Raw genomic sequence first — 13,922 nt, 5'->3', positions numbered from 1 at the left:
CGGAGGTGAAGACCAGCACGTCCGGCCGCCGCTCCAGAGGGCGGTTGTCGACGGGGCGGGAGCTGCCCAGCAGGGTGGGGCCGCCGAGCGCGGGCGTCGGGCGGGCCGGGTCGAAGCGGTAGGGGCTGGGCGGGGCGTCGCGCGGGCCGTCCTCGCCGAGGCCGCCGCCGGCGTGCAGGTGCCAGCGCGTCCGCCGCGTGCCGGGCGGGGGCCAGTCGCGGTAGTGCCGCCACTCGCGGGCGCCGGTGACGTAGACGCGGACGGGGTCGCGCCGCAGCCCGGACGGGTCGCCCTGCAGGTGGGCGCGGAACCAGGCGAGCGACTCGCGGATCGCCGGCAGGCCGTGCCGGGCGTCGGTGTGCCACCAGGGGCCGATCGTCAGGTACGGGACGTGCCCGGCGGCGCGCAGCGCCAGATAATCCTTGATCATCCAGGGCAGGAACACGTCGTACCAGCCGCCGAGGAGGGTGGCGGGCGCGGAGACCTCGCCGACCGTGGCGCTGAAGTCGCGGGTGTCCCAGTAGCCGCTGGCGGCCCCGTGGCCCGCGAGCAGGTCCTGGTAGAAGCGCATGGGCTCGCCGCCGGCCACCACGTCCATCTCGGCGAGCGGGCGGCCGGAGCGGGCGGCGCGCAGGGCGCGGCGCCGCGACGTCAGCGGCGCGGTCAGCATGCCGAGGCGCCGCTGCTGGCGGTGCGTGAGGTCGGTCCAGGTGAGCGTGGACTCCAGGGCGAACGACCCGCCCACGTAGGCGGCGTCCCGGAAGGTGGACGCGGTGATCTGCAGGGACATCGCCTTCAGCTCGGGCCCGGCCTCGGCGGCGATCGCCCAGGCCGCGTAGCCGAGGTAGCTCGGCCCGAAGGCGGCGAACGAGCCGTGGAACCAGGGCTGCCGCTTCAGCCACTCGACGGTGGCGAGCCCGTCGGTGCGCTCGCTGCCGAGGGGGTCGAACTCGCCGCCGGACCCGGACGTCCCGCGGGCGCTCTGCACGACGAGCTGGAAGCCGAACGGGACGAAGAGCAGGCCGTTGGCGAGGGCGGCGGGGCCGCGGCGCCCGTAGGGGGTGCGGACGAGGATGGTGGGGGGCCGCTCGACCCCGGCCGGGACGTACCGGTCGGCGAGGAGGACGACGCCGTCCGGCATGGTCACCGGCAGGTCGCGCTCGACGGTGTAGGGGGCGAGGCCCCACGGCCACGGCAGGCCCGCAGGCCAGGACAGCCCCGCCGGCCACGGCAGGCCCTTCGGCCGGGGCAGCCTGATCGGCGGGACGGGCAGTCGGTCCCAGGGCGCCATGCTGTCTCCGAACGCGGTCCGCTACTCCTAGCGAGATTACCGACCCGTTCCGCCGACCGGGCGATCAGGTGCCGGTGACGAGCGCCCAGGGGTCGGCCGCGGCGGCGAGCGCGGCTCCGAGTTCGTCGGCCCAGGCGGTCTCGCCGCCGTACTCGTCCCGCCACGACCACAGCCGCAGGGTGACCCGGCGCAGGGGGTGCTCCTCGGTGGCGCCGAGCGCGCCGTGCACCTGGTGGGCGAGGGCGGCGACCGCGCCCGCGGCCCGCGACGCGTTCGCCTTGGCGGCCGCCACCGCGACCGGGTCGCCGGGGGCGCGGACGGCGGCGCGCACCGCGACGTCCGCGACCGTCGCCTCCCCGGCCAGTTCCGCCAGCATCTGCTGGACGGCCTGGAACCGCCCGATCGGCCTCCCGAACTGCTCCCGCTGGCCCGCGTACCGGACGGACAGGTCCAGCGCCCGCGCCATCGCCCCCGTCAGCTGGACGGCCCGCGCCAGCGCTCCCCGCCGCCGCAGCTCGGACGCGTCCACCACGCACGGCGCCGCCTCCTCTGCCGGGACGCCGGCCAGGACGACGTCGTCGCGCGGCTCGCCCGCCACGTTCGCGCCCTCGGTGATCCGCGCCCGCGCCGGGTCGACGACGGCGACGAGACCACCGCCGAGGACGACTAGGAGCCGCGCCGACCGTGCCCAGGGGACCCGCTGGAACGTCCCGCTCAGGACGGGACCGTCACGGCCCTCGACCACCTCGACCTCGCCGGACACTGCGGTGAGGGCGCCGGGCGCCGCCCGCAGGCCGGCGTCGGCGAGCAGCCGCCCGGCCAGCAGCGTCTCGGCCAGGGGCACGGACGCGGCGTGATATCCGGCCGCGCGCAGGACGGCCGCGGCGTCGGCGAGGTCGCCGCCGCTGCCGCCCGCCTCCTCCGGCACCCCGGCCAGCGTCAGGCCGGACTCCTCAAGCGCCCGCCACGGGTCGCCGCCTGCCAGGATCTCGTGCGCGGTCTCGTCCAGAAGCCCCATCAGCGCACTCCCAGGCCGCGGGCCACGATGCCCCGCAGGATCTCGTTGGTGCCGCCCCGCAGCGTGAACCCGGGCGCCTGGACGACCGACTCCGCCAGCGCGCGGGCCAGCGGGTCGGGGGAGCCGGGATCGGGCTCCACGCCCGCGTGCTCGCGCGCCGCCTCGACGACCTCGCGCTCGAACCGCGTCCCGAGGTCCTTGACGAGGGCCGCGGGCAGCTCGGGCGTCTCGCCCCGGGCGAGGGCCCCCGCCACCCCCAGCGACGCCTGCCGCAGCGCCCACAGGCGCGCGGTGAGCGCGCCGAGCGTCCGCCGCTCGGCCGGACCGGCGGCGCGGCCGTGCAGGAGCCGGATGAGCATGAACGTGCTGAGCAGCCGCTCGGGGCCGCTGCGCTCGTGGGCCAGCTCGGCGGTGACCTGCCGCCACCCGTCCCCGGCGCGGCCGAGGACCAGCGCGTCCGGCACGAACACGCCGTCGAGGACGACCTCGTTGAAGTGGTGCTCGCCGGACAGCCCCCGGATCGGCCTGATCGTCACGCGGTCGTCCGGCAGGGGCACGATGAACTGGCTGAGGCCCGCGTGCCGGTCCTGCGAGCGGGGCGCGCTCCGGGCCAGGACGAGGATCGCGTGCGCGAGGTGGGCGCCGCTCGTCCACACCTTGGTGCCGTGCAGCCGCCACCCGCCGCCGTCGCGCTCGGCGCGGGTCCGGACCGACGCCAGGTCGGAGCCCGAGTCGGGCTCGCTCATCCCGATCGCGAAGAAGCACTCGCCGCGCGCGATCGGCGGCAGGAACCGCCGCTTCTGCTCCTCGGTGCCGTGGGCCAGGATGGACGGGCCGGTCTGCCGGTCGGCGATCCAGTGCGCGCCCACCGGGGCCCCGGCGGCCAGCAGCTCCTCGACCACCACGAACCGCTCCAGCGGTGAGCGCCCGTGCCCGCCGTAGCGCTCGGGGAGCGTCATGCCCAGCCAGCCGCGCTCGCCCAGCAGCCGGCTGAAGGCGGGGTCGGCGCCGGTGAGCCAGCTGTCGCAGCGGGCCGTGAAGGGGGTCTCGGCCAGGAACTCGCGCACCCGGGCCCGCAGCGCGGCGGCCTCGGGCGGGAGCGTGCCGGGGGTCAGGCCGGGCAGTGCCGCCACATGCACCTCCTCTGTCCAGGGGGACGTTACAGACAATCCCCAACCCTTCCGTCAGCGGCCCCTTACAGGAGGCCGTCTGGCGGGGTGGACGGTTCTCTGGGATCGTGGTCGTCCGGCACAGGCGTTCCGCAGGGGGAGAAGACATGTGGCCCGGGTCCAACCCACCGATGGGACCGCCGCCCATGGGACCGGGCCGCCCGGCACCGGGCCCGCCGGGGGAGGGCTGGACGCCGCAGCGGCGGCGCGTCGGCCCGAGCGCCGGGTGGTACGCGCTGCCGATCGTCCTCGTCCTGGCCGCCGTGATCGGGTTCGCCACGGTGCTGGCGTTCCTGTGGGACGACTCGGAGGTCGCCGAAGGCCCGACGGCCGCGGGCGACCCGGCGTCCGGGGTGACCGTCCGGCTCAGGGAGGGCTACGGCTACTTCGTCTACGTCCGTGAGGGCGGCCCCTCCCCGTACGCGTGCCGGGTCGAGGCGGGGGAGCGGTCCGGGCCCGTCCAGCTCACGCGCAAGAACTCGTGGAGCGCCTCCGACCACGCGTCCTACCGCTACACCGCCACGTTCAGAGCGCCGGTGACGGGCGACGCCCGGCTGACGTGCCGCGGCGCCGACGGGCCGATCCTCGTGACGCCGGACGACACCGCCAACGGCTACCTCGGCCTCAGCCTGCTGGCCGCGCTCGGCCTCGGCGGTCTCGCCGCCCTCGCGTTCGTCGTGACCTTCCTCCGGCGCAGCGGGGCCGATCGCCGCGCCGCGACCACTGCGGGCCCCTACTGAGGGTTCGGCCCCGCCCGGAGGCCGCGGGAGGCCGCTGGAGGCAGGGCCCGGCTCAGGCCGTCAGCTCGCGCTCCAGCGGGGTGCGGAACCGGGGGATCGCGCGGACGTCGCCGTACCACTCCGCCATCCGCGCCGCCTCCCGCTCGACGGCGGCCTCCGCGTCGGCGCCGACGTCCTCGAGGAGGCGGAAGACGATCTCACCGTCCCTGCGCTGCGCCCACCCGCCGACGATGCGGCCGTGCCACCAGACCGACGGCCCGACGTTGCCGCTGCGGTCGAACAGCAGCGGGCTGTGGGGGCCGAGGAACCAGCCGCGCTCCTGCCAGCCCATCGGGGTCGGGTCGAGCGCGGGCAGCAGCGCCGCCGACGGCTCCGGCGCGGGCACGGGCTCCAGGTCGTCGGACAGGACGAGACCGGCCGCCCCGTCGAGGTCGACCTCGGTGACGTCCAGGAGCGCGAGGGCCTTCTTGACGTCGCCGGCGCTCCAGCCCGTCCACCACTTCAGGTCGGACACCGGCGCGGGCCCGAACGTGCGCAGCCAGCGGCGGACGAGGTCGGCGCGGGCCTCGGCGGCCGGGAGCGGCTCGATGCCGCCGGGCAGCCACGTCTCCACGGGCGACCACACGTACTGGCTGCTCGTCCACGACCCGTTCGGCCGCCCCCGCACGATGCGGCCCTCGCAGCCGAGCGTGACCAGGACCCAGGTGGTGATGCCCGTGAGCCGCGAGTAGGACTTGCCGGGCGCCATCTCCACCTGGGTCCGCAGCAGCGGCACGTCGGCGCTGATCTGGGTGCCCGTCGCCTGGCCGCGCGCCAGCAGCGCCTCGTGGGCGGCCTCCTCGGCCCGGGCGAACAGGGCCGGCGCGTCGGCGACGTCGCTGCCGCGCTCGATCATCTTCGTGTACCTCGCGCGCTGCCTGGCCGCCAGCCCGTTCGCCGTGGACGCCTGCAGCACCGGGACCAGCTCGGTCGGCGCGACGAACATCGTCCGGCGCATCGCGAGCATCCGCAGCAGCGTGCGGTCGTCGTACAGGGCCTTCTCCACCGCCGCCGGGACGGCGTGGACGCTGCGGACCGCCACCGACAGGTGGACGGTGGCCGGGTCGGTGGCGTGCAGCACCACCATGGACCGGACGATGTCGAGGACGTCGTCGGTCCTGGCCGGGACGGTGAGCCGGTGGCGGAGCGCGAGCCGGGCCCGCCGCTCCGCCGTGCTGATCGAACGCATGAGCGAATCCTAGGCCGGATCAGCCGTTGTTGGAGATCTTCACCACCACCTGGTCCTGGGTGACGGACTGCACCGAGACGTCGAAGCCCTCGGCCTGCTGCCCGTCGCCGACCGGCACCGTCACCGTCTGCCCGCCGATCTTCAGGGTGACCATCTCGCCCTGCACCCTCACCAGCTCGGCCTTCACGCCGAGGATGGACGCGCTCGCCTCGACGCCGCGGTCGAAGGTCACCGTGCAGGAGTTGACGCCGCAGGAGGTCTTGCTGTTCTCGCCGCCGCACGCGGCCGCGGCGCCGAGGGGCAGCAGGACGAACGGGAGAACGGCCAGCTTCCGCCGAAGGGGAAAGGAGGTCGAGGTCATGCCGGGGAGTCTAGGCGGGCGGGGCCGCGGTGCGCGCCCTCCGTGAGGCGGATCTCCGCGGCGCGGATCCGGCACCCGGCGGTGAGCGGATGTCGCCCTGCGCGGTGAGTGGATCTCGCACTGCGCGGTGAGCGGATGTCGCCCTGCGCGGTGAGCGCGCTGGATCTCGGGATGACCTCGTGTTTCGCTGGACGGGTGAACTTCACCGAAGGGGCGGGCACCGCCGGAGGGGCGGGCTGGGACGACGCCGTGGACGCGCCGATGCTCGGCCCCGTGGTGTGCGCCGCGCTCGGCATGGAGGCGCGCGCGGTCCGGCGCGGGCTCACCCGGACCCCGGTCGTGGTCGTCGGCTACCGGGCGCGGCGGGCCGACCGGCTCCCGGCCGCCTGCGCCGCCGTCGTCGTCGCCGGGTTCGGTGGGGCGCTCGACGAGCGGCTGCGGCCGGGCGACGTCCTGGTCGCCGACGAGATCCGCGGCGCCGGCGCGGGCGGGAAGGCGGTGCCGTGCGCCGCGCCGCGCCTGCTCGCCGAGGAGCTCATCCGGGACGGGCTGAGCGCGCAGGTCGGCCCGCTGGTCACGACCGACCGCGTCGTCCGGGGCACCGAGCGCGCCCTGCTGGCGGCGCAGGGCGCGCGGCTGGCGGACATGGAGTCGGCGCTCGTCGCCGAGCGCGCCGGGCCGCTGCCGGTCGCGGCCGTCCGCGTCGTCGTCGACGGCCCGCGGCATCCGCTGTGGCACCCGGGAATCGTCCGGCGCGGGCTGGCGGGACGGCGCGTCCTGGCCCGCCTGGGCCCCGCCCTGGAGCGGTGGAGCGTCCTGCTCGTGCGGGGCGAGGAGGGCACCAGCGAGGGGAGCGCGGCCGGCCGCGCCTGATCTGCGCTCAGCCGTGCCCCGAGCCGTGCTCGGGACCGTGCCCGTCGCCCTGGACGATCCTGCCGCCGAGGTCCCCGCGCAGCGACTCCAGGGTCTGCTGCTGGCTGACCGCCACCCAGCGCGCCCCGACCAGATACGTCCCGCCCCAGGGCTTGGCCTCCTCCAGCCAGGCGTCCATGCCGTTGTCGGAGGTGAAGCTGAGCAGCACGTAGCGTCCTCGCGCGGTCTTGCAGTTCCCCTGCTCCAGATCCTTGACCTTGCGCTTCCCGGTCAGGGAGCAGTCCGTCCGCTGCGCCAGCTCGGCCAGGCTCGCCGGCTCGGCGGCCTTGCCGCCGGAGGCGTCCGACCCGGCGGAGCAGCCGGCCGCCACCGGCATCGCCAGCAGGGCCGCGCAGAGCGGCACCGTCTTCAACAAGCCGAGATGGTGTCGGGAACCCATCGCTGTTCCTCTCCGGGGTGAGACGCGCGATTCGAGGAAGGAATACGCGCCCCGCCCCGGAGGGGTTCATCCGGGCTCACAGCACCAGGGTGTCAGGGCATCATGCGGGCGCCTGCGGCGGCGCGGACGCCGGGTTCCTCGGCGCCGTCGTGGTGGAGCCGCTGGAGCCGCAGCGACGTCTCGCCGGTCAGCGGCGCGGTCCGGGCGGCCTCGGCCCGGACGCCTTCCTCGCAGTCCCACAGCCCTTCGACGGCGTAGGACTCGGCGGTGTGCGGGGCGGTTCTCGTGAGCGCGGTCAAGATGCGGGGTCTCAGATAGGCATAGGTGGATTCGGTCCAAGCGGTCTTCAACAGCGGGACGGCCTCGCCCGCGCGCAGGCGTCCCAGTCCTTCGATCGGGCTCGCGGCGTCGGCCCAGTCGCGCCGGGCGACCGCGGCGTTCAGCTCGTCCATCAGCAGGGGGATGTCCTGGCGGGTGCCGTAGCGGGCGAGGATGCGCAGCCCCATGTCCGCGCAGCCGCCGCGCTGCGCCGCCCACATCCGCGCCCGCGGAAGGGTCTCCGGCCCGTACTCCCGCAACGCCCGGCACACCGCGCCGCCGAACCTGCTCGGCCGCTGGGGCAGCAGTTCCTCCGCGAGGTCCAGCAGGGCGAGCGTCCGACGGCGGCCCAGCTCGAATATCGCCGCTATGGAGCCCTCGCCCCGCCGCCGCGCCAGATCCAGCAACTCGGCCTCGCTCTGCGCGTCCTTCCCGGGGGCGGGGACCATCGCGCGGCGCGCCGCCCGTCCCGCCTCCCGCTGCCGCGCCAGCGCGTCGGCCACCCGCGGCTGCCTCGCCGCCCACGCCTCGATCACCGGGTTGTGGCGGCCCGGGACCAGCAGCGCCAGGTCGGCGTCGTCGCACCGCGCGGCGACCAGGGAGTCCAGCCCCACCGCCAGCGAGGGATCCTCAAGATCGATGAGCTCGGCCACCGCGTCGAACCACTGCGCGCCCTCCTCGGCGTACCGGCGCAGCGGCCCGGCGGCCTCCCGCCGGCTCAGCCGCACCAGGTCGGCCAGCACGCCCAGCGCCAGGTCCACCCGCCACTCGTCGGGGTCGGTGTGGTCGGACGGGGCGAAGAGATGCTCCGCCACCGGCCCCACCGGCAGCTCCAGATCCACCATCAACCGGGCGTAGTACAGCCGCCGGGACTCGCACTGCCGATCCCAGCGCGGATCGCTCCGGACGCAGGCGTACACGTACTCGCCCGCGCCGGGCTTGTCGGCCGCGCGCCGCGCGGCCCTCCCGAGTCCACGCTGCAGCTGACCGTGCAGCGTGCTCGCCGATTCCAACATGACGTCGTTGCTCACCCCAGCAGAATGCGCACTGGACCAGATATCGGGCAAGTGCTTTAGCGTGCGTTTACCCAGGGAGCGGCCCTGTGGAACCCGTCACAGGCTCCGCTGGGCGACCCAGGAGGCGTGCAGATCGGCGTACACCCCCGGCTCGGCGACGAGCTCGGCGTGCGGGCCGCGCTGCACGATCCGCCCCGCCTCGAAGACGATCACCTCGTCCGCCGCCTCGGCCGTGGAGAGCCGGTGCGCGATCGCGATCGCCGTGCGGCCCCGCGTCACGCCGTCCAGCGCCCGCTGGATCCGCACCTCGGTGGCCGGGTCCACGGCCGAGGTCGCCTCGTCCAGGACGAGCAGGTCCGGATCGGCGATGTAGGCGCGGGCCAGCGCGACGAGCTGGCGCTCGCCCGCCGACAGCGACTCCCCCCGCTGCCCCACGGGCGTGGCGAGGCCCTCGGGGAGGCCGTCCAGCCAGTCGGCGAGGCCCAGCTCGGTCAGCGCGAGGACGAGGTCCTCGTCGGAGGCGTCCGGACGCCCGTACCGGATGTTGTCGGCGAGCGTGGCGTCGAACAGGAACCCGTCCTGCGGCACCATGACGATCCGCTCCCGCAGCGACGAGAACCGGACGCGGTCCAGCGGCACCCCGTCCACGAGGACGCGGCCCGACACCGGGTCCATGAGCCGCGTGAGGAGCTTGGCGAACGTCGTCTTGCCCGACCCGGTCTGCCCGACGACCGCCACGCGGCTGCGCGGCGCGATGGCGGTGGTCACCTCGTGCAGGACGGGCGGACCGCCCGGGTAGGCGAACCCCACCGACTCGAACCGCACCTCGATGGGACCGCGCGGCAGCGACTCGCCGGCCTCGCCCGGGTCGGCGACGTCCGGGACGGTGTCCAGCACGCCGAGCACCCGCCGCCAGCCCGCGATCGCGTTCTGCGCCTCGTTCAGGACCTCGGTGGCCGTCTGCATCGGGCTGACGAACAGCGTCACCAGGAACAGGAACGCCACGAGCCGCCCGGCCGACAGCTCCCCGGCGACGCCGAGCAGCGTCCCGGCGATGACGACGGCGGCGGTGGCGAGCGCCGCCACCAGCTCGCTGACCGGGAACGTCAGCGCGACCATCGCCTGCGCCCGCGTCTGCGCCGAACGGTAGGACTCCACGGTCTCGTCCACCCGCCGTCCGGTCCGCTCCTCCGAGGCGTAGGCGCGGATCACCGGGGCGCCCACCACCGACTCGCTGACCGCCGCCAGCAGGTCGCCCATCCGCTCACGGACCCGCATGTAGGCCCTCGACAGGATCCGCTGGAAGCGGCGCAGCGCGAACGCCAGCGGCACGAACGCCGCCCATACCAGCAGCGCCAGCGGCCACGAGTAGACGACCATCAGCACGCTCGCCACGACCAGCTGCCCGATCGAGACGATGAACATCAGCCCGCCGGACTGCATGAACTGGCTGATCTGGTCGACGTCGCCCGTCACCCGCGACACCAGCGAGCCCCGCCGCTCGCCGCTCTGGGTCAGCATCGACAGGTCGTGGACGTGCCGGAACGCCCGGACCCGCAGCGTCGCCAGGCCGCCCTCGGACGTCCTGTAGAGCCGCACGTTCATCAGGTACGCGCACACGGCCGTCACCAGGACGGCCGCCGCGCACAGCAGCACCGCCGTCCGGATGAAGGCCAGGTCGGGGCCGTCCGGGCGGCCGAGCCCCTTGTCGATCGTCTGCTGGACGGCGACGGGCACCACCACCCGCCCGGCCGTCGACACCAGCGCGAGCGCCAGCGTCCCGGCCAGCCCGGCCCGGAACTCCGGGCTCAGCCGCAGCCCGCGCCGCAGCGTGCTGATCGCGCCCTCCGCCGCGGTGTCGCTCAGACCCGCCGCGCTCTTCGGCCTCGAGGCCGCCGTGTCGGTCACCGTCGTCATGCCATGGCCTCCTCGCCGCCCTCGACCGCTTCCTGCTCCGCCTCGGCCCGCTCGTAGGCGTTGACGAGGTTGCGGTAGCCCTCCGAGCCGTCCAGCAGCTCGGCGTGGGTGCCGCGCGCGATGACGCGGCCGTGCTCCATGTAGACGACCTCGTCCGCGAGCGCGATCGTGGCCTTGCGGTAGGCGACGACCACGACGGTCGCGCCGCCGGACTCCTCCGCCTGCGACTCCCGCAGGCTCTGCAGGATGCGCGCCTCGACCTGCGGGTCCACGCTGGACGTCGCGTCGTCGAGGACCAGCAGCCGGGGCCGCCGCACCAGCGCCCGCGCGAGCGCGAGCCGCTGGCGCTGGCCGCCCGACAGCGTCGCCCCGCGCTCGCCCACCCTCGTGTCGAGCCCGTCGGCGAGCGCCGCCACGAACCCCTCGGCCTGGGCGAGCCGCAGCGCCTCCCAGACCCGCTCGTCCGGGACGTCCAGTCCGAGCGTCACGTTGCCGCGGACGGTGTCGTCGAACAGGAACGTCTGCTGGGGGACCAGGGCCGCCGTCGCCGCGACCCCGCCGCGCTCCACGTCGCGCAGGTCGACGCCGTCCAGCAGGACCGACCCGTCCTCCGGGTCGACCAGCCGGACGAGCAGCGACGTGAGCGTGGACTTGCCCGATCCCGTCGGCCCGACGACCGCGATCGTCCTGCCCGGCGCCGCCGCGAACGACACGTCGTGCAGGACGCGGCGCCGCGCGCCCTCACCGGCCGCCTCGTAGGCGAACCTGACCTCCCGGACCTGGAGCTCGGTCGCCGCGCCGGAACCGTCCACCGAGCCGTCCCCGAACGGCAGCGAACCCGTCGCGTCCAGGACGCCGCGGACCCGCTTCCACCCGACGACGCTGCGCGGGACCTCGCCCAGCACCCAGCCCAGCGCCCGGATCGGCCACGACAGCAGCGTGAACAGGTAGGCCACGTTCACCAGGTCGCCCGGCGACATCGCGCCCGAGTCCAGCCGCACCGACCCGATCAGCAGGACGGCCAGCACCCCGAGGTTCGGCAGCGCCTCCAGCACCGGGTCGAACAGCCCGCGGATGCGGCCGACGGCGATGTTGGCGTCCCGCAGCTCCCGCGCCCGCTCGGCGAACCGCTCGGTCTCCGCCGCCTCCCGGCCGAGGGTCTTGACCACCAGGCCGCCCTCGAAGCTCTCGTGCGCGACCTCGCTGACCTCCGCGCGCAGCTGCTGCGCGCGGGTCGCCACCGGGGACAGCCGCCGCTGGTACACCACGTTGATGAGGGCCACGGCGGGGAACACCAGGAACCCGACCCCGGCCACGACCACGTCGGTGACCAGGATCGACACCGCGGCGATCAGCAGCATGAACACGACGCCGACCGCCATCGGCAGCGGCGCGATCGGCGCCCACACCGCCTCGACGTCGGCGTTGGCGTTCGACAGCAGCTGCCCGGTCGGGTGCCGGTGGTGCCACGCCAGCGGGAGCCGCAGGTACTGCCGGGTCACCGCGCGGCGGTAGGACGCCTGGAGCCGGTACTGCATGAGGCCCGCGTAGAACCGGCGCCCCGCGACGCCGAGCGCCTTCAGCAGCGCCACCGCCAGGATCAGGGCCGCGGCCCCCGCCAGCGCCCCCGCGGTCGTGTGCCCGGCCTCGAACGCCGGCAGCACGACATGGCCGGTCGCCCAGCCGAGCACCTGAGCGGTCCCCACGGTCATCGCCGCGTACAGGGCGCTCGCCAGCACCGAGAGGGCGAACACCCGCGGCTCCGCCTTCACCGCCACCCACAGGACGCCCATGCCCTCTCTCAGGACAGGCGGGCTGACGCGTCTGGACGCAGGTGGCACGGCGACTCCTCGATCACGGCGGACCCCAGGAAATGTCCCGTTGCGACTGCGGCGGGGGGTTTGTGGGGCTGGATATTCCCTACCATCCGGCCGGGGCGCTTATTCCCGGCCACCCCGCCGCGGCCTACCATCGGTCGATGAGCACGCCCGACGACGGCCCCGTGCCGTCCGCCCCGAAGCAGGACGGCCCCGGCCCGGCGGACCCGGGTCCGGTCCGCCGCGAACGGCTGCTGCTGGCCGCGGCGCTGGAGGAGGCGGGCCCGGAGGCGACCACCAGGTGCGCGGGCTGGGACGCCCGCGACCTGGCCGCCCATCTGGTCGTCCGGGAGGGGCGCCCCGACGCGGCCCCCGGGATCCTGCTGCCCCCGCTTGCCTTCTACACCGAGCGTGTACGGCGGCGTACCGCCCGCGCCGTTCCCTTCGAACGGCTGGTGGAACGGTTCGCGCAGGGCCCGCCGAAGTTCTCCCCCTACGCCCTTCCCGGAGTCGACAGAAACGCGAACGCCGTCGAGTTCTTTGTTCACCATGAGGACATCCGGCGTGCGCGTCCCGACTGGGAGCCCCGTGCCCTCTCGCCGGAACTAGAGGAACTACTCTGGCGAAGGATAAAAATTGCCCGCTTTGTCCTAAGAAAAGTTCAGGTCGAGGTAACCTTCGTCCGCCCCGACGGCCGCGCCGCGCGCGTGTCCGGCGGCGCTCGCGGAGCCGTGCGCGTGCACGGCCCGGTAGGCGAACTCCTCCTGTGGGCACTGGGCCGCCGGGACGTCGCGAACGTGCGCCTCACCGGCGCCACGGACGCTGTCAAGACCCTGACGGAGACCGGTTGGAGTCTTTAACGGGCAGGTAACGGCACGGTTCGCCGAGAGGAGAAACGCAAGTCTTGCGGCTCCTCCGCTTTACGCGGAACCGGTGATACGGTGGGGCGGTCGGTTGCAGTCGTGGTTCTCGATCGTTCTAGACGCCCGCGAACTGATGGCAGCGGGCGTTTTGGCTTTTCCGGGACCGTACCGGGAGGCGAGAGCGTTCCGCAGCGACCGCGGGGGCCCGCGAGGTGTGGGCCCAGGTTTTGCCGCAAGGAGAAAGACATGCCCCAGCAGGGCACCGTGAAGTGGTTCAACGCCGAGAAGGGCTTCGGCTTCATCGCCGTGGACGGCGGCGGGCCGGACGTCTTCGTGCACTACTCGGCCATCCAGAGTTCCGGCTACCGCAGCCTGGACGAGAACCAGCGCGTCCAGTTCGAGGTGACGCAGGGCAACCGTGGCCCGCAGGCCGACCAGGTCGTCCCCCTGTAACGCCCGCCAGCCGTACGTGGCAGAGCCCGCCCCCCACCGCCAGGGGGAGGCGGGCTCTGTTTAATTGCGTTTTTCTCCTTCTTCGGGCCTGGCGGCCCTCCATCGTCGATAAACGCGGGCGATCGCTGGCATCGCTTCGTCTCGCCTAGCGGCTCGCTGCGCGATCAGGTTCTCGCTTCGCTCAAACCTGCCTTCGGACGCGATCGCAGCCATTGAGGTTGTTACGTGGTTGCGGTGGTGGCTGAGGTCGGCGCGCCCGTTGTGCTGAGGGTCGCCCTTCGGGCCTGGCGGCCCTGGGGCTCACGTCCGGTGAGTGGTGCAGTCTTGCTCGGCTCGCCTAGCGGCTCGCTTCGCGAGCGGTTCTCGCGAGCTCGAACCGCCTCTGGGCGCCCAGCGCCACCCTCTCAACGAACGGTGCC

Annotated in this window: 13 protein-coding genes; 4 read left to right on the top strand and 9 right to left on the bottom strand. The window is 74.7% G+C overall.

Translation table 11 applies throughout. The features are described from left to right. The 3 genes from AB0C69_RS23730 to AB0C69_RS23720 all read right to left on the bottom strand — a co-directional run. The coding region (locus AB0C69_RS23730; protein WP_360356989.1) for a CocE/NonD family hydrolase at window positions 1-1,291 on the bottom strand (1,291 nt) is incomplete at its 3' end. A 64-nt stretch (window positions 1,292-1,355) separates the two neighbouring features. Further along, complete coding sequence (locus AB0C69_RS23725) at window positions 1,356-2,309, bottom strand: acyl-CoA dehydrogenase family protein (RefSeq protein WP_360356986.1); 954 nt, start codon at window positions 2,307-2,309, stop codon at window positions 1,356-1,358. Continuing rightward, on the bottom strand, window positions 2,309-3,442 hold the full coding sequence (locus AB0C69_RS23720; protein WP_345175436.1) for an acyl-CoA dehydrogenase family protein: 1,134 nt from the start codon (window positions 3,440-3,442) through the stop codon (window positions 2,309-2,311). The genes AB0C69_RS23725 and AB0C69_RS23720 overlap by 1 nt, the downstream gene beginning before the upstream one ends. A gap of 182 nt (window positions 3,443-3,624) precedes the next feature. Here AB0C69_RS23720 and AB0C69_RS23715 point away from each other — a divergent pair, with 182 nt between their 5' ends. After that, window positions 3,625-4,218 carry a hypothetical protein gene (locus AB0C69_RS23715; protein ID WP_345175433.1) on the top strand — a complete coding sequence of 198 codons (594 nt, stop codon included), beginning with the start codon at window positions 3,625-3,627 and terminating at the stop codon, window positions 4,216-4,218. Between the two features lie 52 nt (window positions 4,219-4,270). Here the strand turns inward: AB0C69_RS23715 and AB0C69_RS23710 are convergent, their stop codons facing one another. Continuing rightward, window positions 4,271-5,446 (bottom strand): winged helix DNA-binding domain-containing protein, encoded by a 1,176-nt coding sequence (locus tag AB0C69_RS23710; RefSeq protein ID WP_360356982.1) that lies wholly within the window; start codon window positions 5,444-5,446, stop codon window positions 4,271-4,273. 19 nt (window positions 5,447-5,465) lie between these two features. Next, window positions 5,466-5,807, bottom strand: coding sequence for a hypothetical protein (locus tag AB0C69_RS23705; RefSeq protein ID WP_345175430.1), 342 nt, complete (start codon window positions 5,805-5,807; stop codon window positions 5,466-5,468). A 195-nt stretch (window positions 5,808-6,002) separates the two neighbouring features. Here AB0C69_RS23705 and AB0C69_RS23700 point away from each other — a divergent pair, with 195 nt between their 5' ends. Further along, window positions 6,003-6,680 carry a hypothetical protein gene (locus AB0C69_RS23700; RefSeq protein ID WP_360356979.1) on the top strand — a complete coding sequence of 226 codons (678 nt, stop codon included), beginning with the start codon at window positions 6,003-6,005 and terminating at the stop codon, window positions 6,678-6,680. 7 nt (window positions 6,681-6,687) lie between these two features. Here the strand turns inward: AB0C69_RS23700 and AB0C69_RS23695 are convergent, their stop codons facing one another. The 4 genes from AB0C69_RS23695 to AB0C69_RS23680 all read right to left on the bottom strand — a co-directional run bounded on the left by AB0C69_RS23695 (window position 6,688) and on the right by AB0C69_RS23680 (window position 12,163). Then, window positions 6,688-7,095 carry a hypothetical protein gene (locus tag AB0C69_RS23695; RefSeq protein ID WP_360356976.1) on the bottom strand — a complete coding sequence of 136 codons (408 nt, stop codon included), beginning with the start codon at window positions 7,093-7,095 and terminating at the stop codon, window positions 6,688-6,690. 116 nt (window positions 7,096-7,211) lie between these two features. Next, entirely contained in the window at window positions 7,212-8,468 is a 1,257-nt protein-coding gene (locus AB0C69_RS23690) for a hypothetical protein (protein WP_345175424.1), read from the bottom strand. Between the two features lie 81 nt (window positions 8,469-8,549). Continuing rightward, on the bottom strand, window positions 8,550-10,370 hold the full coding sequence (locus AB0C69_RS23685) for an ABC transporter ATP-binding protein (RefSeq protein ID WP_360356973.1): 1,821 nt from the start codon (window positions 10,368-10,370) through the stop codon (window positions 8,550-8,552). Then, window positions 10,367-12,163: an ABC transporter ATP-binding protein gene (locus tag AB0C69_RS23680; protein WP_360356992.1), complete on the bottom strand. Its 1,797-nt coding sequence runs from the start codon at window positions 12,161-12,163 to the stop codon at window positions 10,367-10,369. Before AB0C69_RS23680 ends, AB0C69_RS23685 begins: the two co-directional genes overlap by 4 nt. A 185-nt stretch (window positions 12,164-12,348) precedes the next feature. Here AB0C69_RS23680 and AB0C69_RS23675 point away from each other — a divergent pair, with 185 nt between their 5' ends. Together AB0C69_RS23675 and AB0C69_RS23670 are read left to right on the top strand one after the other, a co-directional pair. Continuing rightward, window positions 12,349-13,047 carry a TIGR03085 family metal-binding protein gene (locus AB0C69_RS23675; protein WP_345175421.1) on the top strand — a complete coding sequence of 233 codons (699 nt, stop codon included), beginning with the start codon at window positions 12,349-12,351 and terminating at the stop codon, window positions 13,045-13,047. Window positions 13,048-13,296: 249 nt separating this feature from the next. Beyond that, complete coding sequence (locus AB0C69_RS23670; protein ID WP_030144886.1) at window positions 13,297-13,503, top strand: cold-shock protein; 207 nt, start codon at window positions 13,297-13,299, stop codon at window positions 13,501-13,503. Window positions 13,504-13,922: the final 419 nt, after the last annotated feature.

The sequence above is a fragment of the Actinomadura sp. NPDC048032 genome, from assembly GCF_040653175.1.
GTDB lineage: Bacteria > Actinomycetota > Actinomycetes > Streptosporangiales > Streptosporangiaceae > Spirillospora > Spirillospora verrucosospora.
Note: the sequence above shows the minus strand (reverse complement) of the source record. Positions and strands in the feature narration are given on the sequence as shown.